Below are 23,569 nucleotides of genomic sequence, written 5' to 3'. Positions count from 1 at the left end.
CGTTTCCTTGAAACGGTGAAGTGCTCGAACCCAATCGGCCCGGCACGATGCGCCGGACGTCACCTGAAAATCCAGCTATCTCTGCAGCCTATGATGCCGATTGCAAGCCAAAATACCGGGAGGCGGCGTAGAGTTTGAAGGCGCCGCTGATGCCGATCCAGCCGAAAAGCGCGAGCCAGCACAATGTAGCGGTCGCACTCCAGTCGATCCGGTGCACCGCAGCGTCGGTGATGACGAGGCCAAGGATGGCAAGCAGGCCGACCAGAAACTGCGCCAGGCCAAGCACCAGCAGTTCCTCGCGCGGCGCGTTTTTCCAGACGAGATAGGCGCCGCCGGCGCCGGCGAGGAAGATGGCGCTGTAGACCTGGGCGTGGAAGGGATCGACCGGCCATGGCCAGGTGCTGCTGACCCTTTGAGGGAATAGCAACATGCCGATGCCATAGAGGCCAAGGATCGCGGCTTCCGCCAACATGTAGCCGCGCCATGTGGGGTTAGGGGTCACGCCTTTTGCTGGGGGATAGGCCCTGGTCCGCCAAAGGAACAGCCCGGATACCGCCGCCGAGGCAAGATAGACCAGGAACCAGAGCCAGGCCGCTTTTCGCTCGAAGTTGAAATAGCCGAGATTGATCAACGAAACCGCCGACACGATGACGGTGAAGATGAAGGCCATGACGAGGACGAGCCTGCCGGGCGACCAGCGATTCCAGACCAGCAGCGCTGCCATCACCGCCATTTCGGCGGTGTAGAAGCCGCCGAGGAAGCGGGCACTGAACGGCGTGACAGGCCAAGGCCACCGCGGCTTGACCAGCTCAGGCGCGAAAAACAGGCCGGCGCCGACGATCAGGACGATGATGACCCCCGCCGAGAAAAGGCGCAGGGCGGCGGGAAATGGCGGGTTGTCGGGTGTCGGCACAGGAGAAAACCCCAAAGATGAACGCCTATCGACCATCATAGTGCCGCTTGCGGCCGGAGAAAATCCGCCGAATGGAAATTGAACCATCACCAGGCTTGCCTATTCGAATGGTCCGTTTCGAAGTAAAATGCAGCACTCGCACCAAGGGCAGTCCGATCAACACGCCTGGGAGGCGCATTTTCTGGAGCCAGCAGGATGAATGAAGCTCAGGATCTGTTCTCGCTTCTGCGGCAATCGACCGATGTCGATCCACTGGTAATCGACGCGATCAAGCGAACCGTCGCGGACGGCAACGACCGCGAACTTTGCCGCATCAATGCGCCAGCCTTCGCCAGCAAGCATGGCCTCGACGAGGAGCGCACCATCAGCGCATTTCTCCATGCGGCGCGGGTGGGCATCTTCGATGTTTCCTGGAATGTTCTGTGCCCAGGCTGTGGCGGCGTGCTCGACACCAACGCCACGCTGAAAACCCTGCAGAAAGATGAATACACCTGCGCGCTGTGCTCCGAGGGCTATTCGCCAACCCTCGACGAGATGGTCGAGGTGACATTCACCGTCAGTCCGCGCATACGCAGGATTGCCGCCCACAATCCACACGAACTGCCGCTGGTGGAATATTTCCGCCAGATCTACTGGGCTTCGGGTGTTGATGTGCCGGATGAGGATTTCGCGAAAAAGTTGGAAGCGTTTTCGCTGGAAGATATCGAGCTTGCGCCCGGTGAAAAGGCGCTTCTGCCCATACAGCTTCCGTCCGAATTCATCATCGTCTTTGAGCCGGTCACCCATTCAGCGCAGTTCATCGACGTGAAGGGCGAACCAACAAAGGAGCGCCGAAGCCTCTCTTTGGTCTTCGACCGCGACCATGTCCAGAACCAAACGCTGGAGATGCAACCCGGCCCGTTGCGCATTTCCCTGGAAAACAGGACCGACACCCGCGTGCTGCCGACGGTTTTCATCGCCGGCCAGGCCTTGCACGATTTCCTGGGTAAACGCCGGCCCTTCCTCACCGCCAAGCGCCTGCTCACCAACCAGACGTTCCGCGATCTCTATCGCACGGATACGCTCGACATCAACCAGCGCCTGAAAATCACCAGCCTGACCTTCCTGTTCACCGACCTGCGCGGTTCGACCGCCCTTTACGAACGGGTGGGCGACCTTGCGGCCTTCGATCTCGTGCGCGCGCATTTCCAGGTTCTGCACGAGATCGTCGCGGCGGAGGCAGGCGCGGTGGTCAAGACGATCGGTGATGCGGTGATGGCAACCTTCGCGACGCCTGATCGTGCGATTGCCGCAGCCCTCCGGATGCGCGATGCCATGCGTGCGCTCAATGAAAAAAGCGGTCGCGAGGACCTGCTGCTCAAGATCGGCGTCCATGCCGGCCCTTGCATCGCCGTGTCCATGAACGAGCGGCAGGACTATTTTGGCCAGACGGTCAACATTGCCTCACGGGTACAGAACCTGGCCAACGCACAGGCGATCTTCGCCACCCATTCGGTGGTCGACGACAATCTCACCGCCGATCTGTTACGCAGGAGCGCGCTGACGCCCGTGCCCCACGAAGTCTCGCTGCGCGGCATTGAGCGGGAGATCGCGGTGTATACAATCCCCTGAGGAATTCCAGGAAAACTGTGAAACGGTTTTCCCGGGAAAAGCACGAATTGCGTTAAAACAAAGAGCTGGAGCAGCGTTTCCGTGAAGCGCTCTCGGCCGCTCACACGCGCTTGCAGAGGAAATAACGATCGGCGGGCTCCGACGTCGGCGCCGGGAGGCGTTGCAGCAGCGGGTGATTGAGCGGCGTGCCACTGACCGCGAAGCCGCCGACGCGAAGCAGGCTCGCGATCAGATCGGGAAGCCAGGTAGCGGTCACAGCATCGCGATCATCATAGCCGGTGCCGATGTCGGCATGAACAAGGGCGGCTTCGATGCCAATGAACTTGCGGCCCGTCTCGCGTATTTCGCCGAGCACGAGGTTTTCGGCGTCGGGAATTGAGCTGGCATGTGCGCCGACTTCGCGGTCGAACACCACGATCCGACGCCCGGGCAGGCGCTCGCGCAGATGGTGGAACGTCCGGCCATTGCCGAGGCCGAGCTCGAGCACAAGCCCCTCCATCTTCGCCACCTCGGCGCAGACGTGATCGAGAATGTCACGCTGTGCGGTCATTCTGCTGATGAAATTCTCGAGACGACTCATATGCTTTTGTGTGTCCTAACCAGATCAAGAGATAGGCAATGCCCGCGACAAGAACTGTTCACGAGTGCATCCCGAAGGCGACGCGCTGAGCTCGATTGCGTGTCGGCACGTATAGGGGCGGATGATGAACACTGCAACAACCGTACGGAGGCCGGCAGTGATACCGGGTGGCCGGCGGCTGGGCGCGCGGCGGAATAGCGATCTCACTTGTAGGGGTCCGCGGCGTCCCGCAAACCGTCGCCGAGGAAGTTGAACGCCAGGATGACGAGAATGACGGGGAGCATCGGCAAAAGCAGCCATGGATAGAACGCGATGACGCTGACGCTGCGCGCCTCGGTTAGCAGGATGCCCCAGCTGGTTGTCGGTGGCCTCAGGCCCAGCCCAAGGAAGCTCAGCGCCGTCTCGCCCAGGATCATGCCGGGTATGGAGATCGTCGCCGTTGCGATCAGATGCGACATAAAACCGGGGATGAGGTGCCGACGGATAATGCGGCTGCTGCTGGCGCCCATCAATTGCGCGGCCAGAACGTAATCCTCCTCGCGCAAGGCCAGAAGCTTTGAACGCACGGCCCGCGCCAGTCCGGTCCAGTGGATCAGCCCGAGGATGACGGTGATGCCGAAATAGATCAGGATTGGACTCCAGGTTATCGGCATGATCGCCGCCAGAGCCAGCCATAGCGGAATGCTGGGGATCGATTGCAGAACTTCGATTATCCGTTGGACGATCAGGTCGAAGATGCCGCCGTGATAGCCAGCCAGTCCACCTATGACAATGCCGAGCAGGAAGCTGAAACTGATGCCGACAAGGCCGATCGTGAGTGAAATGCGTGCGCCATAGATGATACGCGAGAGCACATCGCGTCCCAGCCTGTCGGTGCCGGCCAGAAAGAGCTGGCCGTTTTCGGCAGGACAGACAAAATGCCTGTCACCTTCGACCAGGCCCCAGAACCGGTACCGGTCGCCCTTGCAGAAGAAACGAATCCGTTGAACATCATCCTGGTTGTCGATGTAGTTCCGCTTGAGTGTGTCCATATCCAGCGTCATCTGGCGACCATAGACGAAGGGCCCGACAAGCTGGCCGTCATGGAACAGGTGTACCCGCTGCGGCGGCGAATAGATGTAGTCCATGTTGCGCGTGTGCAGATTGTAGGGCGCCAGGAACTCGCAGATCAGGATCCCGAAATAGAGCGCTGCCAGAAATATGCCGGATACAAGGGCAAGCCGGTGCCGTCGGAATTTCCACCACATCAGGCGCAACTGCGATGCCTGAAAGACCTTCGACTGCTCCGCCGTCATCGCCTCGACTGATTGCAGGTCAAAGGGCGCGATGGAAACGTAGTGCTGCAGTGGGGCACCCGGAGCGGGCAGGGGGGATTGCTTGTTCATTTGGTGCTGCCGCCCTGCAAACGAATTCGTGGATCAAGCAGCGCCAGCGCCAGGTCGGAAATCAGGACACCGATCACCGTCAGGAAGGCGAGGAACATCAGGAAAGACCCTGCCAGATACATGTCCTGGCTTTGCAGCGCTCTGATCAGCATCGGCCCCGTCGTCTCCAAGGACAGCACGATCGCGGTGATTTCGGCACCGGAGATGATGGCCGGCAGGATGGAGCCGATGTCGGAAATGAAGAAATTGAGCGCCATGCGCAGCGGATATTTGACGAGCGCCTTGAAGGGATGAAGGCCTTTGGCGCGCGCGGTCACGACATATTGCTTGTGAAGCTCATCGAGCAGATTGGCGCGCAGCCGCCGGATCATGCTTGCCGTGCCGCCGGTGCCGATGATCAAGACCGGGATCCAGAGATGGGCGAGGATCGACTTCGCCTTGGCCCAGCTCATCGGCTCACTGAGATATTGCGGGTCCATGAGATGGCCGATGGAGGTGCCGAACCAGATATTGGCGAAATACATCAGGATCAGCGCCAGCATGAAATTGGGAATGGCAAGGCCGAGAAGGCCGAAGAGAGTAAGGCCGTAGTCGCCCCAACTGTATTGATGCGTGGCGGAGTACATGCCGATGGGAAAGGCAATGAGCCAGGTGAAGATGATCGTGACGAAGGAAACCAGGACGGTCAGCCACATTCGGTCCCCGACGACGTCGCGAACCGGCAGCTCATACTCGAAGGAATAGCCGAAATCGCCGTGCAGCATCCCGCCGACCCAGTAGAAGTAGCGAATGACCGGCGGCTGGTCGAACCCATATTCCTTCCGCATCATTTTGATGCGATCGGAATCTACCGCTTCGCCCTGAGCCCGAAGCTCGGAGACATAGCTGTCGAAATAGTCGCCTGGGGGAAGTTCGATGATCGTGAACACCAGCGCCGATATGATCAGCAGCGTTGGAACCATCACAGCGATGCGCCAGACAATATATCGAAACACGCTCAGGACTCTCCAAGCCAGAAGGTATCGGGCATGTAGACACCGAAATAGGCGGTCGGGTCATAGCCGTAGAGCGCCTTGTCAGGCAGATTGCGCAGCCGTGAGGACACCAGAACCGGCTGATGCGTTCCGTTCACAGTGCCGATCGAAAACACCTGATCGGTGTAGATCGACAGCATTGAATTCCAGATCTCGGCGCGCTCCGCGGCCTCAGACGAAGCGTTCCAGCGCTTGAGCAAAGCCACCAACTCGACCACTTCAGGAAGATCGGGCGCCTCACCCATCTTGCCATGGGACAGGTAGTGAGCGCCCCAGAGTGGCCATTGCAGTTGGTCGTCGATGGTGGGGGCCAACTGGTACGGATTCATGTCGGGGGTCGGCACGCCATTGTCTATGCCCGACCACATCGACATCATGATCTCGCCGCCAAGCGCGCGGCTGCGGAAGATGTCGCGCTGCGAAGTTCGGACGAACAGGGCGATGCCGATCTGGCGCCAGTGATCGGTGATGAGCTCAAGCGCGTCGGTTTCCAGCGTGCTTTCGCCGGCCGTTTCCACTATGACCTGCGCCGGGCGCCCATCGGGAAGTACCCGCAGGCCGTCATCGTCGCGCGTTTGAAGCCCGACCTCGTCGAGCAGGGCGTTGGCCCGGTCGGGATCATGGGCGACCCAGGCCTTCGCGAATTCCGGCCGGTAGAGCGGGCTCTCCGGCAGGACCGTATCGGCACTTTCCTGCGCCAATCCGTAGAATACAGCCAAATTGATCTCGCGCCTGTCCACAGCGAGGGAAAGCGCGCGGCGTACGCGCACGTCACGAAAAAGGTTACGCCAAACCTGATCGGCACAATTCAGGTTGGGCAGGAGCGCCAGCCGCGAACCCTGTGTGCGTTTCCAGAGATGCATCTTCACGGGGTAACGCTTCTCCGCATCCTTCAGAAAAGAGTAGTCGGAGAAGTCAATTCCCATGCTTTGCAGGTCGCTCTCACCCGCACCGGTCTTGGCGGAAATGATCGCCGACGAGCTGACATTCATGACAATCTGGTCAACATAGGGCAGCTGCCGGCCATTCTCGTCTATTCTATGAAAGAACGGGTTTCGCTCGAAGATGAACTGTTCAGCCGGCGGCTTGGTCCGGTTCTGCCAGGGATCGAGCGTCGGCAGCTCCGGGTTCTCCGGGCGATACTGCCGCGACATGCGGATATGCAGGAGCGTCCATTTCTTTGCCCGGTTCTCCGTCATTAGGCCGGCGAGCCGGAATGGATCTTGGTATTTCTTGTGGAATTGCTTGAGATAGGCGGCCGGCAGAACAAGTGACAGCGGCGAGGCGGCAGCGAGCTTGGGCAGGAAGTCGGGATTTGGCGCCTCCCAACTGTAGCGGACCGTCAACGGGTCGACGATCTCGAAGCGTGGCGGCTTGCCATCTGCCAGCAGGCTCGGAGCAAGCCCGCCTTGCGAAAGCTCATCGTTCAGCCAGACATCTTCCCAGCAATAGCGAAAATCCTCCGGCGTCAACAGGCTGCCGTCAGACCATTTATGTCCTTCCCGGATCTTGAAAGTGAAGACACGATCATGTGCTACGTCGAAACTTTCGAGGATGTCGGGTTGCATGTTAAGCTTTTCGTCATAGCCGACCAGGCGAGCATACCCATAGATGGTCATCATCCGGATATCTTTCTGGCTGCCGATGATCGTGCGCAGCGTGCCGCCATATTGGCCGGGCTGCCGGCCCATGGCGGCGAGATTCAATACGCGCGGGCTCTTGGGCAGGCGCTCAGTGAGTGCCGGCAGCGCCCTGGCCTTCAGCTGCGGCTGAAGAAATTCAGGCTCCAGATCGCCTGCGCGTACCGTGCCCGGCAGAAACGCCGAAGCCATGAGTCCAAGGACGGTGCGCCGGCTGATCAAGGGCGTAGCTCGCTGACATCGGCCGAACGTCGGGCCAGCACGAGGTGGCCGCCGCCAAGATCGAGCGGCGACAGCACATCCTCGTCGCCCTCGTCGCGGAATTGCGGTCCCCATGCGCTGCTGTCGGAAGCGCCGCTGAGCTTCAGCGTCTTGAAATCCATCGGCCTGTCGAGATCGGGAAAAGGTACAGCGGCGACCAGTGAGCGCGTGTAGGGGTGGACCGGTTTCCTAAGCAGAATTTCGCGCGGGGCAAGCTCGACGATACGCCCGCCGCACATCACCGCGATGCGGTCTGCCATGTAGTCCACCACTGCCAGGTTATGGGATATGAATAGGTAAGTCAGGCCCAGTTCCTTCTGCAGGTCCTTCAGGAGGTTCAGGATCTGCGCCTGGACAGAGACATCGAGCGCCGAAACCGGCTCGTCGCAGATCAGGAGTTCGGGCCCCAGCGCCAGCGCGCGCGCGATGCCGATACGCTGACGCTGCCCGCCGGAGAAACTGTGCGGATAACGCTTGATGAAGCGCGGATCGAGCCCGATCGCCTGCATAAGGCTCTTGACCGTGGCTAGTCGGGACGCGGCATTGCCCCGTTGATGGATTTCCAACGGCTCGCTCAAGATGTTTTCCACCGTCATGCGAGGTGAAAGCGACGAAACCGGATCTTGAAAGATCATCTGGATTTTCGCGCGCAGCAGGCGCAGGGCGTCTCTGTCGCCTCCCAAGACGTCGATCGGTCCATCGCGGCCATTGAAGATCACCGAGCCGCCGTTAGGCGTGACAGCCCGCATGAGGATCTTGCTGACGGTGGTTTTGCCGGAGCCGCTTTCGCCGACCAGACCCAGGCACTCACCCCGCCTGATGTCGAAGCTCACGCCGTCCACGGCGCGAACAGAGGTTTGATGATCCCCGCCGAACCAACCAGACTTGCGGATGGTGAAGGTCTTTGTCAGGTCCCTGACCGACAGCAGGATGTCGCTCGGCCCCTTCGATGCCGGCGCCGTCTGCTTGCCAAGCAGGTTCTCGACATTCACCGGCACCTCGCGCAGCGCCTTCAGCCTTTCGCCAGGCTTCAGGTCGAAATGCGGAACGGCTGCCATCAGGCCCTTCAGGTAAGGGTGACTTGGCCGGCGGAATATTGCCTCGACAGGTCCCGCTTCCATGATCTCGCCATGGTAAATGACCACCACCTCGTCGGCAACATTGGCGACCACGCCGAGGTCGTGCGTGATCAGCAGCATCGCCATGTTCAGCTTGGTCTGAAGCTCGCGTAGCAATTGCAGGATTTGTGCCTGGATGGTGACGTCCAACGCCGTCGTCGGCTCGTCGGCGATCAACAAAGCGGGCCGGCAGATCAGCGCCATGGCGATCATGGCGCGCTGACGCAATCCTCCCGAAAGTTCAAACGGATACATGTCATAGGCGCGCTTGGGATTGGGAAAGCCGACAAGGCTGAGCATTTCCTCAGTCCGCGCCTTTCGCTCCGCCCGCGCCATGGGCGTATGAATCTGCAGGGATTCGCTGACCTGGTTGCCGATCGTGTGCAGCGGCGACAGCGATGTCATAGGCTCCTGAAAGATCTTGCCGATGCGGCTGCCTCTCAACGCCCGGATTTCGGGCCCGTCACGCGGCATCTGCAGGATATCCTGCGTCGTGCCGGGCTTTTCAGGATCGGAAAACAGGATACGGCCGCGAACATGGGCTGTGTTCGGCAAAATGCCCATTACTGCCTGGCTGAGAACCGATTTTCCGGAACCGGACTCGCCCACAAGCGCGGTAACCTTGCCGGGCAGGACGCGGAGATTTGCACGTCTGACGGCATGCAACGGTCCCCCGATAATGGCAAAAGAGATGCCAACATCCTCGATCCGCAGCAGATCAACGCCTGCATTCATTCTCACACCAGCCCCACCCTGGGGCCTGCCAGGCGGCAGGCCCTGGAAGCAAGACTACCGCATTGCCAGCCTAGAGCAACTTGGATTCGAACGATCGCCAGCGGCGGAACCAGCGACCGGACTGCTTGCCAAGGCGTTCGGACCGGATTGGGGCTGGCTACTGGAGCTTCCTCCGGTCGCCCGCCGACAGCCGTGCGGCATCGCGATGAAGCAGCATGACCTGCTCGGCCTCCGATCTCCGGTCGTAAATCGGCTCCAGCGCACCGTCTTCATCGAGTGCGAGAGCGCCCGACAGATCGGGTGAAAGCACCGTCAGCTTCTGCTTGATCCCGGCCAGTTCCTCGCTGCCGAGCGTCAGCCAGCTGTTGGCGCCGCAATAGCTGGCGAAGTCCTTGCTGGCGAGAACGCGGTGCGGATATTTCTTGGTCAGGGTCTGGAGGCGCTGGACCTCGTTTACAGCCGAGCCGAAGACAGAGAATGTGAGCCGGTCGGTAAGCCCGACATTGCCGAACATCACGTTGCCGACATGCAGGCCGATGCCAAATTTTATGTCGGACAAGCCTTTTTCCTTCCTTCGCAGATTGAGATCCATCATGCGCGCAGTGGCCTTGTGCGCTGCCGCCAGAGCAGACTGGCAGGCGATCTCGGACTGCGAGCGATGCCTTTCGCAAGGGTAGACGGCAATGAAGCCATCACCGATGAAACTCATGATCTGCCCGCCTTTGCGATTGAAAGGTGCTGCAATGGCATCGAAAAACTGGTTCAGCGTATCGATGTAGATTTCGCGGCCGGAAGTTTCGGCAAGCTTTGTCGACCCGCGCATATCGGCCATGACCAGTGCGGCCCGGATCGTGTCGCCCTCGCCGCGTTTGATCTGGCCGTCCAGCACGCGTCTCCCGGCGTCGCCGCCGAGATAAGTGGTCATCATGTTGTCGGCCAACTTGGTGAGCACCGCCATTTTGGTTGCGATGGCGAGATGGTTTTGGATACGCAGCAGCGCCGAAATCATGCTGTCGCTGAAACCTGAAGCACTGTCGGTGGACCAGGACCCGATCATGCCCTGACTGGTATTGCCGTTGAAGGGATGGACGAAAGCCATGTAATCGGTCACGCCCATTAGCCTGAGTTCATCGAAAACAGGAAATTCCGACGGGACCGCCGGGTCGAGCCGACGCCGCAGATGGTCGAGCTTGTTGCTGAGCAGATGGTAGTATGGGCTGGTTAGGAACCTGTCAGAATGAACGCCGTCCTGTTTGCGGAAGCCTTCCACCTCCATGCCTTGGCCGCGAATCCAGGTGAAACCAAGCGCGTCATAAAGCGGATGAAGCATCGAAAAGCTCAAATGCACCCGCTTCAGCGGCAGGCCGGCAGCAGCCAGCCGCTCGCAAAACCCCTTTACCAATGTTTCCAAGTCGTTGCCGGCCAAAGCCGATTGGGTCAGCCAATCGGCAACCTTGTCCATGAGAATGGTCGAAATTTCTGTTTGCGCTGTGCTCATGCTACCTCGAAACCCGTCGAAGACGAGCCTTCTCCTTTGATCCGCCACACCTCGAAGCAGGGAAGGAGCAGGCATAACTGCATCTATCTGCTGGCGCACATATGTGGCGAGGCTGCCGGCGGAGTGCAATCACGATCCTGACATCGGGCAAAAATTGCCCGGCTCAGACGCCGTCAGGCCTTTACCACCGTATCTCGACCCAGCCCGAGGCGGCCAAATACATTGCGTGTGTCGACGATCAGAAAGGCATATTGCGGAGAACCGATTTCGGCAAGCCGCCATCAGACAGGCACCTTCGCCTTCAGGCTTGCGGCAGCCATCGCATAGCCACCGGAGGCGCCATCGATGAAATGAACGTGATCGGGCTGTAGCGGCGAGATTACGAGGCATGTCATCAAGGCCGACTGCTGGCGGTGCAGGCCATAGCGGCAGATGCCCGCCTCTTCTGCCTGTTTCAGCCGGTTCTCGATCCGTTGCAACACATCCGCGTCAACATCGATGGTCATCTTCAAGCCGTCGTCGAACTTGCGGAAATCCGAATTACTGGCCACGTCGCGTTTGTAGACCTTCGGATCGAACTTGCCGATCGTCCAGCCAAACCTGTCGGCGACAGCCGTAAGCGTCATCAGGAAGATTACCCACAGCTTCGCCAACCACCGCCGCCCCGGCGGCGCCGCGGCGCGCGCCTCGACATCGAGGCCGGCGGGCAGCAAACTGTAGTCCGGCCCGTCCACCGGCACCGGGTGACCATCGCGTTCCTGCCTGCCGGCGAGGGCGATGATGTCGGAAGCCAGAAACTGAAAACCGCGCAAGTCGCGCGCCGGCCCCGGTACGGCTATGATCGAAACGATTTCGCCATGCCGGGCTTCGATCGGGTTCCAGCGACAGGAGAGGCCGGTCAGATCCGGCCGCGCGCCGGCCGGCGCAGGATCGATGCGGTAGCGCCCCGCTTTCATCTCGGCTTCCGCCCAACTGCCGCCGCCGCCGGCGAACATGGCATAGAAGGCCGCTTCGGAGGCCTGAAACCTCGCCACGCGGACGTCGAGGCCTTGCGCCCTTATATCCTTTATCGGCACGATTGCCGCACGCAAGGTCAGGTCCAGTTCGTCCGCCACCCATCTCTGGACAGCAGCCAACGCGTTGCGGGCGAGTTCCAGCGCCGAGCCGGGGAACGCCACGAGCGCGCCGTCACCGCCGAAGACATAGGGAAGGTCTTGCCGACCCAGCGCATTGAGCAGCGCCGAAATGACGCTGGCGCCGGCCATATTGACGGTTTTATAGCGCCCGGCCTCGATCGCCTTGGTCGAGCCGACGATGTCGGCGGTGGCGATCGCCCAGCCATCGGGGAGAGGTCGATAGTTATCGATATCGGCAACGCTTTCGAACTTTGCGAAGACCGGCAAAGAAGCCACAAACGGGTCGGAAGCGGCAGCTATTTCCATGAGCATCAGATAGCACATTCCACTGCTTGAAGGTGAAGTCGATCGTGCTTCGAAATTGACTTGCCCTGGCTTTGCGATGATAGGGTCGCGCGATGCGAATTGCCTTCTATGCGCCGCTGAAGTCACCCAATCATCCCGTTGTCTCCGGCGACCGCCAGATGGCGCGGATGCTGGTCAAGGCGCTGGAGCATGGAGGGCATAGCGTCCAACTGGCATCCGAATTGCGTTTCTATCTACGCCAACCGGAGTCGAAAAGTTTCGATGCGCTCAAGATCGAGGCCCGAGAGGAAGCCACTCGGCTGACAAAGCTTTGGCACCGTGACGGCAAGCCCGACCTCTGGTTCTCCTATCATCCCTACTACAAGGCGCCCGACCTGATCGGACCCGAGCTGGCGTCGGCCTTTGCTGTCCCCTATGTGACAGCGGAAGCCTCCTATTCCAGGCGGCGCAACGCTGGTTTGTGGGCCGATAGCCAAGCGTTGGTGGTGCGAGCCATCGAACAGGCAGCGCTGAACATCTGCTTCACGCAAAGGGATCGCCAGGGACTGGCAGATGCCATTCCCGATGCCTCTCTAGGCATACTGTCGCCCTTCATCGACACATCGGCATTCCGGGAAAAGCCGGCACGGGGTTGCCCGACGCGCCTGGTTACAGTCGCCATGATGCGCCCGGGCGACAAAGTCGAAAGTTATCGCATGCTGGCGCAAGCGCTCGGTTCGATCGGCCATCTGCCCTGGACCATGTCGGTCGTCGGGGAGGGGCCTGCCCGTGACGAGGTCAAGGCGCAATTCGCCGGCTTGCCCGCAGAGCGTATCGAATGGCTCGGCGCGATCGAGCCGGCAGCCGTGCCGGATGTCCTTTACAGAGGGGGAATTTACGTCTGGCCCGGGTTCGGCGAGGCCTATGGTGTGGCCTATCTTGAAGCACAGGCCGCCGGCCTTCCGGTGGTGGCCCAGAACATCGCCGGCGTGCCGGAGGTCGTGCGGGATGGCCAGACCGGGTTTCTCACCCCGCCGGGCGATGTGGCGGCGTTCGCTTCCGCCATTGAAAGGCTTCTGGCCCGTAACGACGAAAGAACCCTCATGGCCGCAGAAGCCAGACGTTTCATCCTCGAAGAACGTTCCCTCGGTACTGCAGCGGCGCGGCTGGCCGAACTTCTCGAGAAGATCCCGGTCTCATGACATCTGATCCGATCTGGCAGCCCTTGGTGAAAGAGCTGGCGCGCCTGCGACGGACGGGCCGCAGGGCGGAGTTCTGGCTGCGCGACGACGACGCCGTGGATCCGACGCCGGCGCTTGATCGGCTGCTCGACCTGACCGGTGAATTCGCGGTTCCGGTCACGCTGGCCGTCATCCCGGCCCTGACTGATGGGAAACTTGTCGTCAGGCTTGACGAGGCGCCGCATGCCACGGTCGCCATCCATGGCTGGGCGCACCGAAATCATGCGCCCGAGGACCAGAAAAAGCAGGAGCTCGGCGCACATCGCCCACCCGAGTTGGTGCTCGATGATCTGGCCCGCGGGCTGTCGCGCGTAACCGGCCTGCACGGCGCACGTGCCGTTCCGATGCTGGTCCCGCCCTGGAACAGGATCGACGCCGGCGTGGTATCCGACCTTGGATCTATAGGATTTGCGGCATTGTCGGTCTTCGGCCCGCCGAAGCCCGCTCCCCTGGCGGTCATCAACAGCAATGTCGACATCATGGACTGGCATGGCACTCGCGGCTGCCGCGACCATGGCCTGTTGGTTCAGGCCATTATCGCGCAATTGCAGCAGGCATTCGACGGCGGCGAGCCGGTCGGCCTGCTCACGCACCATCTCGTCCATGATGAATCGGCATGGCTTTTCCTCGAACGGCTATTCGCGGTCACCGCACGGGCTGAATCCTGCGCCTGGCTTCCGATCAGCACATTGATCGAACGCCGCGATCCATCAGGACAGGGCTCTGGAGGAAAATAGCTCAGCGCTTTTTCTGCACTGGAAATTCGAGCGTTTGGCCGTCCCGCGCGGCAAACGCGCCGGCAAACCGGTCCTGGGCCAGTTTCTCCATCTCGTCCAGTTGCTCGTCGGTGCGTGCCGGATCGTGGTGAAATAGCGCGAGCCCCCGCGCGCCGGCCGCCTCACAGAGCTTGACGCCCTGTTGCCATGTCGAGTGGCCGTTACCGCGGCGGCGTTCCATTTCCTTCTCGGTGTAGGTGCAATCGTAAATGACGAGGTCGGCATCGTCGATGAGGCCGAGCACCGACTGATCGAGTTTGCCCGGCTCGTGCTCGGTGTCCGTGATCACCGCCACGATGCGGCCGCCCCACTCGACCCGGTAGCCTATGCAGCCGCCCGGATGGGCAAGGCTGCCGGTCCGAACCACGACCCCTTCGCGCGGCCGAAGCACGTCTCCGGACACGAAATCGCGGCAGTCGAGCTTTGCCTTGCAGACGTCCATTTTCACCGGAAACCACGGCGGCCGTATGAACTCATCGATCATCTGCCGGGTCGTCATGCGCCCGGCAAGATGCCCGGACCAAATGGTAAGCTTGACGCTCGGGTCAAAGATCGGCGCAAAAGCCGGCAGCCCGATGATGTGATCGTAGTGGCAATGGGTGAAAAGCAGGTCGAAATCGGTCATATCCGCCGCCTGAAACGCCCTGCCGGCAGGCCGCAGGCCAGAGCCCGCGTCGAACAGAAGCGTATGCTTGCCGCATCGCATCTCAATGCAGACTGTGTTGCCGCCATAGCGAGCGAATTCTGGCCCGGATACCGCAATGCTGCCGCGCACGCCCCAAAATCTGACCAGGAAAAAATCGTCGTCCATACTACTCTTCGCCCATCGTAGCTCTAGGCGGTTCGTGCGTCGATCAGATCCGCGGTCGTATGGCTTAGCCGATCGGCAAGAACCCGCAATATCTCGATCGTCATTTCCGGGAACTCCCTCATAAGCCTCAGGAAATGATCCTTGCGGATTCTCAAGGCCTCCAGATCAGTTGCCGCTCTGACGGCGGCAGTGCGGGAGCTGTTGCACAATATGGCGATCTCGCCGACAATCGAATTTGGCAGCAGTTCGGCAACTTTTATCGGCCCGTTATCGGAATCGACCAGAATGTCCGCGCTGCCTGAAAGGATGACATAGGCGGCGTCCGCCTCGTCGCCCTGCCGGAAAAGAATCTGGCCGGCGCTGTATTTCACGCGATCGGATGTGAACGCGAGCAGCTTGAGCTTTGCCGGCTCAATGCCAGAGAACAAGGGAACGCGTTGCAGCATTCCGACTTCATCCTTGAGCAGCATTGTCGCAAACCTTCCTAAATTCGCGTCTGCCAGACTATGACAGAAGTTCCTTGAAGATACCGTTTCCTGCCAAAAGTGTCTCGTGTGTACCGTCTTCCACCAATTGACCCGAGTCAAAGACGATAACGCGATCGAACCCTGTGGCCATTGCCGGACTCGTCACGACCCACACAATTGCCGGCGAATGGCCGTCGCGTCTGGCTTCCTCGAGCACGTTTCGCAGCACCTTTTCCTGAATGCGCTGGTCGAGCGCCGACAGCGGCCGGTTGAGGATGAGAAAATCGGGACGCTTGAGCAAGGCCCGGGCAACATCGAGCTTCTGTCGCTGTCCACTGGTCAGCCGCCTGCCGCCGGCACCGACGTTGAAATCCAGGCCGACATTCAGAAGCTCGGCATAAAGCCCCAGCTCGTCAAGAATTTCATAGACGATGGAGCGTATGCGGTCCGGCGCGTCGGGATGGTTGTTGCCCAGACGCCCGAACAGGACATTGTCCATGACGGTGGCCGCGGCGATATATTTGGCGGGATCATACCGTTCGATCGCGTTTTGCAGCTCGGGCGGCAGGTTTTCATAGAACTGGTTGCGTGCGGCGACGATCTTGCTCATCAGCTCGTCGGTCAGCAGGCCGAAGCGGTGCCGGGGCTCGATATAGGCAAAGCTCAAAGTGATGATCATGGCGCGGTCGGCCTCCGAAACCGCCTCGTAGGAACGGTTCTTGAGCCGCTGCAGCAAGGTCTCGTAGGCGGGGATCTCCTCGGCGCTCATGAAGGCGAGCTGCTGGAAGAACTGGTGATCGGGCGGCAGGTCGGCAAACAGCTCGATCGCCTGTTCGGCGATCTCCATGCCCATTTCGTAGAGCGTGCGGTCGAGGCCGGCTTGCTTCAGCACGGAAGCGAAATAGGGATTGGCCGCCAGAGCCTTGTCGGCCAGTTCGGGGCCGGCGGCAGCGCCGAACAGCAGGTTCTGGCCGATCGTCGCTTCCGTGTTGTAAGCGCCCGGCTCGAAAGGAACCACCAGTTCGCGCAGCCCTTCCTGTTCGAGCCGGGTTCGCAGCGCTGCACGCAGTTCGACGATACGCCCGGCAAGCTTCGTGTGACGCGTTAGGTCGGCCGAAGAGCGCAAGCCAAGATCCAGAATGTCGCGCGACAGAAGAACCGCGTCGAGCACCCGGCGCACCGCTTCGAAGAGGTCGTGCGGGCCGGTAGCACCGGCGGAAGCATAGTCGATCCAGTCGCTGTGGATATCGAGATCCGGATTGCCCGACCGGCGCGCCTCGTCGATGTTCCAGCGCTGCTGGTCCGCCGCGGCGCCGTCATAAGTCACCGATGTCAGCGGTGCATGCTTCAACCCGTAGAGCAGGTTATCGCGCAGACTTGCCTGGAACAGGAAAACATCCGACGAGGCGTAGGACATGCGCCGGCCGGTCACTGCTTCGGGGAGCTCAAGCAGGTCATCGGCGCCCGAAGCGACCTTTCCGCTTTCCGGCCAGTTCAGCCGCGCGAAGGCTTCTGCCAGCGCCTCCGCTCCACCTGTCGGGGTGCTGACCAGCGCCACCGTCTCGGCCGGCTTGACCTGCATGGAGATCCGGTTGAGGAGCATTGCACCGCCATCGTCCGCCATTGACAGACCGACCGCCGACAACGGGTTTGTCATCGGACCGGGATTGTCGATCGTCAGTGCTCCGATCGTCGGCGCAATGATATCCTCGACGGTGAACTGTTCGACGACCTGCTGGTATTTGACCTGGACATCCTGCCGATCCTGATCCCAGTCGATCAGTTCCTTCATCGGTCCAGGCAGGTCCTTGTAGGCGCCGATCACGGCCACGAGTTGGCCGACGTCCAGCCGGCCCGCGATGACCAGATAGCCGCCGATCATGTAGAACAGGAAGGGCGTGAGCTGCGCCAGAAAATTGTTGAGGAACTTTACCATGAATTTCCATTGGTAAAGATCGAAGCGGATCTTGAAGATGAGCCCGAGCCGGGCAGCTATGTCGGCGCGCTCGTAGTTCGACGTATCGTGGACGTGAACAGCGCCGATGCCGTCGACGATTTCGCCAACCCGGCCCGAAAGCGCGCGTGCCGTCAACTGCCGTTGGCGCCCGAGCACGAGCAGCCGCCGTCGCATGCGCGGGATGAGCACGATCTGGATCACCACGATCACGATGGCTATCGCTCCGAGCCAGACGTTCTGGACCATGATGAACAGCATGGCCGTCAGCGCCTGGCCGCCGAGCAGCACCGGCTGCAGGAAGGCATCGCCGATGAAGCCGCCCAGCGGCTCCACCTCGTCCTTCACCATGGTCGCCACTTCGGCGGATTTCACCCGCTTGAAGTAAATCGGCGGAAAACGCAGCACACGATCGACCAGATCGAAGCGGATACGGCGCAACATGCGTTCGCCGAGGCGGCCCTTGTAGGTGTTGATGTAGAGTTTGAACAGGCCGTTGATGACGACCAGCAAGAGGAACACAATGCTCAGGGCAAGCAGCGTCGCCTTGCGGCCGAGCTGAAAGCCGGAGAACAACAGGACCTCGCCAATGAACGGCAGGTTATAGTGCAGCCTCATGAAGGGCAGGGTCGCGCCCGGTTGCTCGAACCCCTTGCCCTGGATCGGGCCGTTGACGATCAGCTTCGGCAGGTCGAAGGACATGAAATACGGGATCATCGAAAGCAAGACGATCAACAATATCCAGATCTGCTGCTTCCTGGTGTGCTTCCAGATGTAGCGGGCTAGGCTGGGTTCCATATGCGATCGTGGAGCCTTCAGTTGGAAGGGTGCTGGATGTAAAAGCACCTGCTGGCGAATGGCGTATCGGCAATTTCTTCGTCGCCAATGACAAGCTCGAAGCTGCAGTGCACGGAGGCAGTGCTGCGCTCAGCAAGATTGCGTTGTGTCGCCCGAAATCCCAACATACAAGGCGAATATGATGGATGTCACGCAACCGCGCAATGCCGGCATGGACTGGCACGAGCAAGCCTTCGACCTCACCCGAGGAATTGCGGCCTATGTCGATCGCCCTCTCGTGGCAGGGCTGGCGCGCGTCATCGCCAAGCACCCGAAGGCCGATATCGCCAACGCCTTCAACCACAAGCAGGTCGCCTGCAAGATGTGGGCGCTCGACGGGCTGTTCGAAAGCTGCGGCGGCCGGTTCGGGCGCATATGGGTTCTGGGTGGATGGTACGGCGTGTTGCCGGCGATGCTTTTCAACGACGCCCGTTTCGACATTGCGGCGATCGACAGCATCGACATCGATCCTGAAGTCGGGCCGGTCGCCCGGACCCTCAACCGGGAAGCCGGCGACCGCTTCCGGGCGCTGACGGAGGATATGTACGCACTCGACTATGCGGCCGGGCGGCCCGACCTGGTGGTCAACACGAGCTGCGAACACATAGCTGATCTGGGTGCTTGGCTTGCCCTGCTTCCGCGAGGCACGAACGTACTGCTGCAATCCAACGATTATTTCAGCGAGCCGACGCATATCAACTGCGTGGCTTCACTGGCAGCCTTCGAAGCAATGGCGGCGCTACGGGAGGTGCGGTTCTCCGGTGAACTGCCGACGAAAAAGTATACGCGCTTCATGCTGATTGGAACTGTTTGACGCGCTTTGCGCGAATCCAACCCAGGCGCGGCCCGCGTCAGGATTTCGGCGACCAGGTTCGATACCGCTGACGCAGAATCTGCGCCGAGCGACGCGCGCCTTCCAGATCGAGACGGTGCGCGGCTGGCGTCGGCGCCCCAAACGCCTGTTCGATCGCTTGCGCCAGACCTTCAGGCGTCAGGTCCTTTTCGGTCAACACCGTTGCCAGACCGAGTTCTTCGAGCATCAGGGCGCGAACCGTCTGTTCGGTTTCCCCGCCGGCCGCAAATGGAACAAGCAGCGAGCGACAACCCGCGCGCAGCACATCGCAGACCGTGTTGTAACCCGCCTGCGAGACCGACAGCCGGGCGCCGGTCAGCAGGCTGGCGAAATCCTCTCTGAACCGGAAGATGGACAGGCCAGGCGTGGCATCGCGTGCGATCGTGTCAAACTCGGCTTTCGGCAGGTTTGGGCCGGTGATCAAACACCATTTCCAACCGTTTTTGGCGTTCCGCGCCGCTGCGATGGTGGAGTGAACAAGGCTCTTTCCGGCAGCCCCGCCGCCAACCGACACCAGAATGTCGAAGCGCTCGGGGGCCGCGGGCGATGGCGGCGCCGCGACGAGCCCTGTGTAGGTGACCTCAGCCCTGATCGCGCCGGCCAGTGGAAATGTCTTGTCGATGGTCGCGAAAGCCGGGTCGCCGTGGACCATGACCAGGTCGAAATGCCTGTTGATGAGATCGACTGTTTCCTCGTTTCGGCCCGGCTTGACGCGCTCCTGGAGGATATCACGGACGGACGTCGCCAGCAGCGGTCTGGGCGAAGTCGCGGCGATGGCCTCGATCAGCGGTAACAATTCGAAACGCATCTGCCGGCGTCCAAACGGAAACGCCTCGACAATGACGATATCAGGCCTGCAATCCCGGAATGCCCGCAGCAGCATCTCTGAACGCCGTTTCTTGAAAGCATCGTCGATGGGGATGCCCTGCAAGTCGACAAGCCCGGAAAATCCCTCATCACCGGAGGTGACAGGTGGCAGGGTTACGGACTTTACCCCCGGTCCCGGAAACCCGGAGACCGGCGCTCCGCCGGTCACGACGGTTACCTCAAACCCGTCATCGACCAGAGCCGCCGCGACGCGGCTGGTGCGTGCGAGATGGCCGATACCGAGCAGGTGCTGGACATAGAGGAACGCACGCAGCTGCTTCAACCGGCGGCCCGCCACTCGCGCTCGAACAGTTCCTTGAGCTGTCCAATGCTCGCCATATGATCGAAATTGCCGCGCACGCGCGCCTCCGCGGCGTCACCGAGGCGAGCGCGCAGCACGGGATCACGGATCAGGCGCTCCAGCGCCTGTGCCAGGGCAATCGGGTTTTCTGTCGGAACCAGCAGCCCGGTTTCATCCGACGACAAGAGCTCCGGAACGCCGGAAATATCGGTGGACACGCAGGCAAGCCGCTGGCTGGCCGCCTCCACCAGAACATTAGGCAGACCGTCCCGGTCGCCATCCGCGGTGATCCTGCAGGCCAGGGCAAAGATGTCGGCGCGGCGGTAGTGCTCAAGCACCTCCTTCTGCGCCAGCGCACCTTTCCAGGAGATGCGACCATCCAGTCCGAGCCTTTTCGCCAGCGCCTTGAGCCGTTCCAGTTCCTCGCCGCCGCCGATATGCTCGAAACGCCAGTCCAGATCGCCAGGCAACAGGGCAAGGCCTCCCAGCAAGGTGTCGTAACCTTTCTTTGCGACGGCGCGCCCGACACTCAGAATGATGACCGGTCCGCTCTGGGCCGAGCCGTCATGTTGCTTTCGCGCCGCACTGAAACTGCCGAAGCGCTCAAGGTCGAGCCCATGATAGCTCAAATGCACGGACGAGTTGCCATTGGCGAGTTTTTTCAGGTGGTCGAAGCCGGTTTTCGTGCAAGTGACTGTCCAACGCGCCGAGGAAAGCTTGCCGGCCAGATCCCAGTCCGCCGAAGTCCAGATATCCTTGGCATGGGCCGAGCAGCTCCACGGCTGGCCACGAAGCTGGCTGGCATAGCGTGTCACCGATGCCGGCGTGTGCACGAAATGGGCATGCAACCAGCCCGCGTCTTGCGGCCATTCGGCCGCCAGCACGAGCGCTTGCCCGAAGCGGCGTGCGCGATTGCGCGTAAAGTCGCGGGGGATATCGGCGGCCAGCGATCCGAGCGCGCGCCAGAAACCCGGCCGCGGCAAACAAGCAAACAGCGAGCGAAGCACGCGCAGCGGCTCGTCGTGCAGATATTCCGGCAGGTAGTGGACGGGCGCTTTGATCTCGTCATGCACGGGGTGGCGTTTTGCGTCGGTGGGCCGCCTGAGCGCGACGAGTATCAAGTCGAACCCCGCGCGTTCGAGGCCGAGCAGTTCCTGCGCGATAAAAGTTTCCGACAGTCGTGGATAGCCCTTCAGAACCACGACGATCTTGCGATGTTGCAAGTCAGATGGTTCCTTCAACAACCGAAAGGTGATGGCCGGCCCGCCGGTCCAGCAGTTCCGCGACAATCTCGGAAATATGCGGCAGCCCTTCCAGCGTCAGATGCGGATTACTCTGTGAGGGGCGGGACCGGTCCGGCAGCGCCACCAGTGCATCGGCAAACCGCTGGGAGTCCTTGGCTTCCTCCGGCAAAAGCATCTCGATGAGGCCGAGTTCGGCTGCGCGCCGAGCGCGGATCAGCTGTTCCTGGCGGGGCTCTATGCGCGGCACGATCAGCGCCGGCTTATCGAAAGACAGTATCTCGCAATAGGTGTTGTAACCACCCATCGCCACTACCGCCTTGGCGCCGGCAATCAGGTCTTCCATGCGATTGTCGAACTCGATGATCTTGATGTAGGGGATCTTGGACCCCTTCCTGAGCAGCTTGTTGCGCTTGCGCGCCGGCATGTAAGGCCCGAGCACGATCAGCGCCCTGTGCTGCAACTGCGGATCCTGATGATAGGCATCGATGACGTCGTGGATCAATTCGGCACCGTCGCCGCCGCCACCGGTGGTAACGAGGATATAGTCGCCCTCGGGCCGGTGGCCAGGCAACTCGTTCCGCTGCAGGCTCCGTTGCAGGAAGCCGACGAACCTCATCTTTGCCCTGACAGCCGGCGGCACATCCAAGCCGGTCAACGGATCGTAGAAATCCGGCGGGCCATAGGCCCAGACCTTGTCGTAGAACAGGCCTATCTTGCGCATCACATCCCTGCGCGCCCACTCTGCCTCGAGCAGGTGCGGCGCATCCATCACCTCGCGCAGGCCAAGCACCAGCGTGGTGCCCCGCGTCTTGAGGTAGGACAGCGTATCCTCAATCTCACCGCGCAGGCCGAGCGGTTCCTTGTCGACGATGAAGATATCCGGCCGGAAGGTCTCGGCCGTATGGCGGATGATCGACTGGCGCATCCTGAGCGTCTCATGCAGGTCGATATCCTTTTCCAGCGAGGTGTATTCGCCGTTGCGCAACTTGATGACGCTGGGGATCTTCACGAAGTCGACACGGGCCCGGTAGTCGAAGGCGCCAGCGATGGTCGCACCCGAAATGATAAGCACCTGAAGTCCGCGGAAATCCTCGACCAGCGAATGCGCGATAGTCCGGCAGCGCTGCAAGTGGCCGAGCCCGAACGTGTCGTGGCTGTACATGAGAATTCGAGCGTTTTCTGCGTGCTGGGTCATTGTTGAACGTCTCTTAGAATTCTCGCCTTGAGGACCGTGAGCGGCGCGCCGGCTTCGAAAGCATCCTGGTTCTGAAAAATGAGGCCGCCATTTTCGATCTGTATTGCTTCCGTGGTGTGCCTGTCAGGCAGGCTTTCCGATTGCCTGAGTCCGAAACTTGTTGGATGACGAATATCGCCTCGGCGGGAGCGGGCCGAGACGCCCTGTTGGTGTCTGGATCGAAGGGGAACGTGGTATCCAAAAGATCGGCAGAAATCATCCCTCTTGATTCCAAAAAGTTCCGGTGTCTCCGAACTCCATTGATTTCGGAGCGGTGAAGGCGAATTATCCTGCCCATATAGCCAATTGATCGGTCGCCGGAAGTCGCACGGCCCATTTTGTTGTAGAACTCATTTCGCGCGCCATTGCTCTCGGTCTTGGGGACCAAAGGTGCTGCCCATCAATCTCTTGACGGGCGGTCTGATTGTCATTCATCGACCAGAACTGAGCCATTTGTCGCCTAGGCTAGCTGGAATTTCAGCAAGAATCGAGTGGATGCCGTCGCTCACAACGCAGCGCCCGCGGGAGGGCGTGTGCAAGACCAGTTGCTTGTGGATCGCCCTGGCCTCCAATTCTCTCTTGGGCTGGCAGTTCGATGACCCGGCGCTGGCTACCCTCGATGACCGGGTCCGTGATCCGCGCGTCTATGCGAACTTGGGCGCGAGGTGGGCGGCTGGCGTTGCGCCATAAACAAAAAATGCAGCTGGATCAACGGCTTGGATGTTCTGGAAACAATCGGCTGGGCATCATTCCAGTTTCGCGGTCCGCCTATGCCTGCCACTTTTAGG

General features: G+C 60.8%; 18 protein-coding genes. 4 read left to right on the top strand and 14 right to left on the bottom strand.

Annotated elements, in window-relative coordinates; genetic code table 11:
- Positions 1 to 88: 88 nt before the first annotated feature.
- Positions 89 to 913, bottom strand: a complete 825-nt coding sequence (locus EN851_RS28570) for a hypothetical protein (RefSeq protein ID WP_135867320.1) — start codon at positions 911 to 913, stop codon at positions 89 to 91.
- Positions 914 to 1,108: 195 nt separating this feature from the next.
- Here EN851_RS28570 and EN851_RS28565 point away from each other — a divergent pair, with 195 nt between their 5' ends.
- Positions 1,109 to 2,524, top strand: a complete 1,416-nt coding sequence (locus EN851_RS28565; protein WP_135867321.1) for an adenylate/guanylate cyclase domain-containing protein — start codon at positions 1,109 to 1,111, stop codon at positions 2,522 to 2,524.
- 100 nt (positions 2,525 to 2,624) lie between these two features.
- Here EN851_RS28565 and EN851_RS28560 read toward each other — a convergent pair whose 3' ends face one another.
- From EN851_RS28560 to EN851_RS28530, 7 genes are all read right to left on the bottom strand, one after another.
- The gene (locus EN851_RS28560) at positions 2,625 to 3,104 is read right to left on the bottom strand and encodes a class I SAM-dependent methyltransferase (protein ID WP_135867322.1); all 480 of its coding nucleotides are present in this window, start codon (positions 3,102 to 3,104) and stop codon (positions 2,625 to 2,627) included.
- A 203-nt stretch (positions 3,105 to 3,307) separates the two neighbouring features.
- Positions 3,308 to 4,489 carry an ABC transporter permease gene (locus EN851_RS28555; RefSeq protein WP_127870120.1) on the bottom strand — a complete coding sequence of 394 codons (1,182 nt, stop codon included), beginning with the start codon at positions 4,487 to 4,489 and terminating at the stop codon, positions 3,308 to 3,310.
- Positions 4,486 to 5,484, bottom strand: a complete 999-nt coding sequence (locus tag EN851_RS28550; protein WP_127870121.1) for an ABC transporter permease — start codon at positions 5,482 to 5,484, stop codon at positions 4,486 to 4,488. The genes EN851_RS28555 and EN851_RS28550 overlap by 4 nt, the downstream gene beginning before the upstream one ends.
- 2 nt (positions 5,485 to 5,486) lie before the next feature.
- Complete coding sequence (locus tag EN851_RS28545; protein ID WP_127870401.1) at positions 5,487 to 7,385, bottom strand: ABC transporter substrate-binding protein; 1,899 nt, start codon at positions 7,383 to 7,385, stop codon at positions 5,487 to 5,489.
- The gene (locus EN851_RS28540) at positions 7,382 to 9,277 is read right to left on the bottom strand and encodes an ABC transporter ATP-binding protein (protein ID WP_127870122.1); all 1,896 of its coding nucleotides are present in this window, start codon (positions 9,275 to 9,277) and stop codon (positions 7,382 to 7,384) included. Before EN851_RS28540 ends, EN851_RS28545 begins: the two co-directional genes overlap by 4 nt.
- Before the next feature lie 157 nt (positions 9,278 to 9,434).
- Positions 9,435 to 10,775: an adenylate/guanylate cyclase domain-containing protein gene (locus tag EN851_RS28535; protein ID WP_127275931.1), complete on the bottom strand. Its 1,341-nt coding sequence runs from the start codon at positions 10,773 to 10,775 to the stop codon at positions 9,435 to 9,437.
- Positions 10,776 to 11,056: 281 nt separating this feature from the next.
- A complete protein-coding gene (locus tag EN851_RS28530) occupies positions 11,057 to 12,235 on the bottom strand; it encodes a DUF3095 domain-containing protein (protein WP_127275924.1) in 1,179 nt (392 codons plus the stop codon).
- Positions 12,236 to 12,309: 74 nt separating this feature from the next.
- Between EN851_RS28530 and EN851_RS28525 the strand changes: the two genes are divergently transcribed.
- Complete coding sequence (locus EN851_RS28525) at positions 12,310 to 13,398, top strand: glycosyltransferase family 4 protein (RefSeq protein WP_127870124.1); 1,089 nt, start codon at positions 12,310 to 12,312, stop codon at positions 13,396 to 13,398.
- A complete protein-coding gene (locus tag EN851_RS28520) occupies positions 13,395 to 14,174 on the top strand; it encodes a polysaccharide deacetylase family protein (protein WP_135930502.1) in 780 nt (259 codons plus the stop codon). The genes EN851_RS28525 and EN851_RS28520 overlap by 4 nt, the downstream gene beginning before the upstream one ends.
- 1 nt (position 14,175) lies before the next feature.
- On the opposite strand, the gene EN851_RS28515 is transcribed toward EN851_RS28520, so the two are convergent.
- Genes EN851_RS28515 through EN851_RS28505 form a run of 3 tightly spaced genes read right to left on the bottom strand, consistent with a single transcriptional unit; the run spans position 14,176 to position 18,243 of the window.
- A complete protein-coding gene (locus EN851_RS28515) occupies positions 14,176 to 15,024 on the bottom strand; it encodes an MBL fold metallo-hydrolase (protein WP_135930501.1) in 849 nt (282 codons plus the stop codon).
- 23 nt (positions 15,025 to 15,047) lie between these two features.
- Positions 15,048 to 15,494 carry a cyclic nucleotide-binding domain-containing protein gene (locus EN851_RS28510; protein ID WP_127275928.1) on the bottom strand — a complete coding sequence of 149 codons (447 nt, stop codon included), beginning with the start codon at positions 15,492 to 15,494 and terminating at the stop codon, positions 15,048 to 15,050.
- Positions 15,495 to 15,528: 34 nt separating this feature from the next.
- A complete protein-coding gene (locus EN851_RS28505; RefSeq protein WP_127275929.1) occupies positions 15,529 to 18,243 on the bottom strand; it encodes an ABC transporter ATP-binding protein in 2,715 nt (904 codons plus the stop codon).
- A gap of 181 nt (positions 18,244 to 18,424) precedes the next feature.
- Here EN851_RS28505 and EN851_RS28500 point away from each other — a divergent pair, with 181 nt between their 5' ends.
- Positions 18,425 to 19,096, top strand: coding sequence for a class I SAM-dependent methyltransferase (locus EN851_RS28500; RefSeq protein ID WP_135867326.1), 672 nt, complete (start codon positions 18,425 to 18,427; stop codon positions 19,094 to 19,096).
- A gap of 37 nt (positions 19,097 to 19,133) precedes the next feature.
- On the opposite strand, the gene EN851_RS28495 is transcribed toward EN851_RS28500, so the two are convergent.
- The 3 genes from EN851_RS28495 to EN851_RS28485 are packed head-to-tail and all read right to left on the bottom strand — an operon-like array spanning position 19,134 to position 22,742.
- Positions 19,134 to 20,285, bottom strand: a complete 1,152-nt coding sequence (locus EN851_RS28495; RefSeq protein ID WP_135930557.1) for a glycosyltransferase family protein — start codon at positions 20,283 to 20,285, stop codon at positions 19,134 to 19,136.
- Positions 20,282 to 21,526 carry a glycosyltransferase family 4 protein gene (locus EN851_RS28490; RefSeq protein ID WP_135930500.1) on the bottom strand — a complete coding sequence of 415 codons (1,245 nt, stop codon included), beginning with the start codon at positions 21,524 to 21,526 and terminating at the stop codon, positions 20,282 to 20,284. Before EN851_RS28490 ends, EN851_RS28495 begins: the two co-directional genes overlap by 4 nt.
- A gap of 1 nt (position 21,527) precedes the next feature.
- Positions 21,528 to 22,742, bottom strand: coding sequence for a glycosyltransferase family protein (locus tag EN851_RS28485; protein WP_127870132.1), 1,215 nt, complete (start codon positions 22,740 to 22,742; stop codon positions 21,528 to 21,530).
- Positions 22,743 to 23,569 lie beyond the last annotated feature (827 nt).

The sequence above is a fragment of the Mesorhizobium sp. M8A.F.Ca.ET.208.01.1.1 genome, from assembly GCF_004791315.1.
GTDB lineage: Bacteria > Pseudomonadota > Alphaproteobacteria > Rhizobiales > Rhizobiaceae > Mesorhizobium.
Note: the sequence above shows the minus strand (reverse complement) of the source record. Positions and strands in the feature narration are given on the sequence as shown.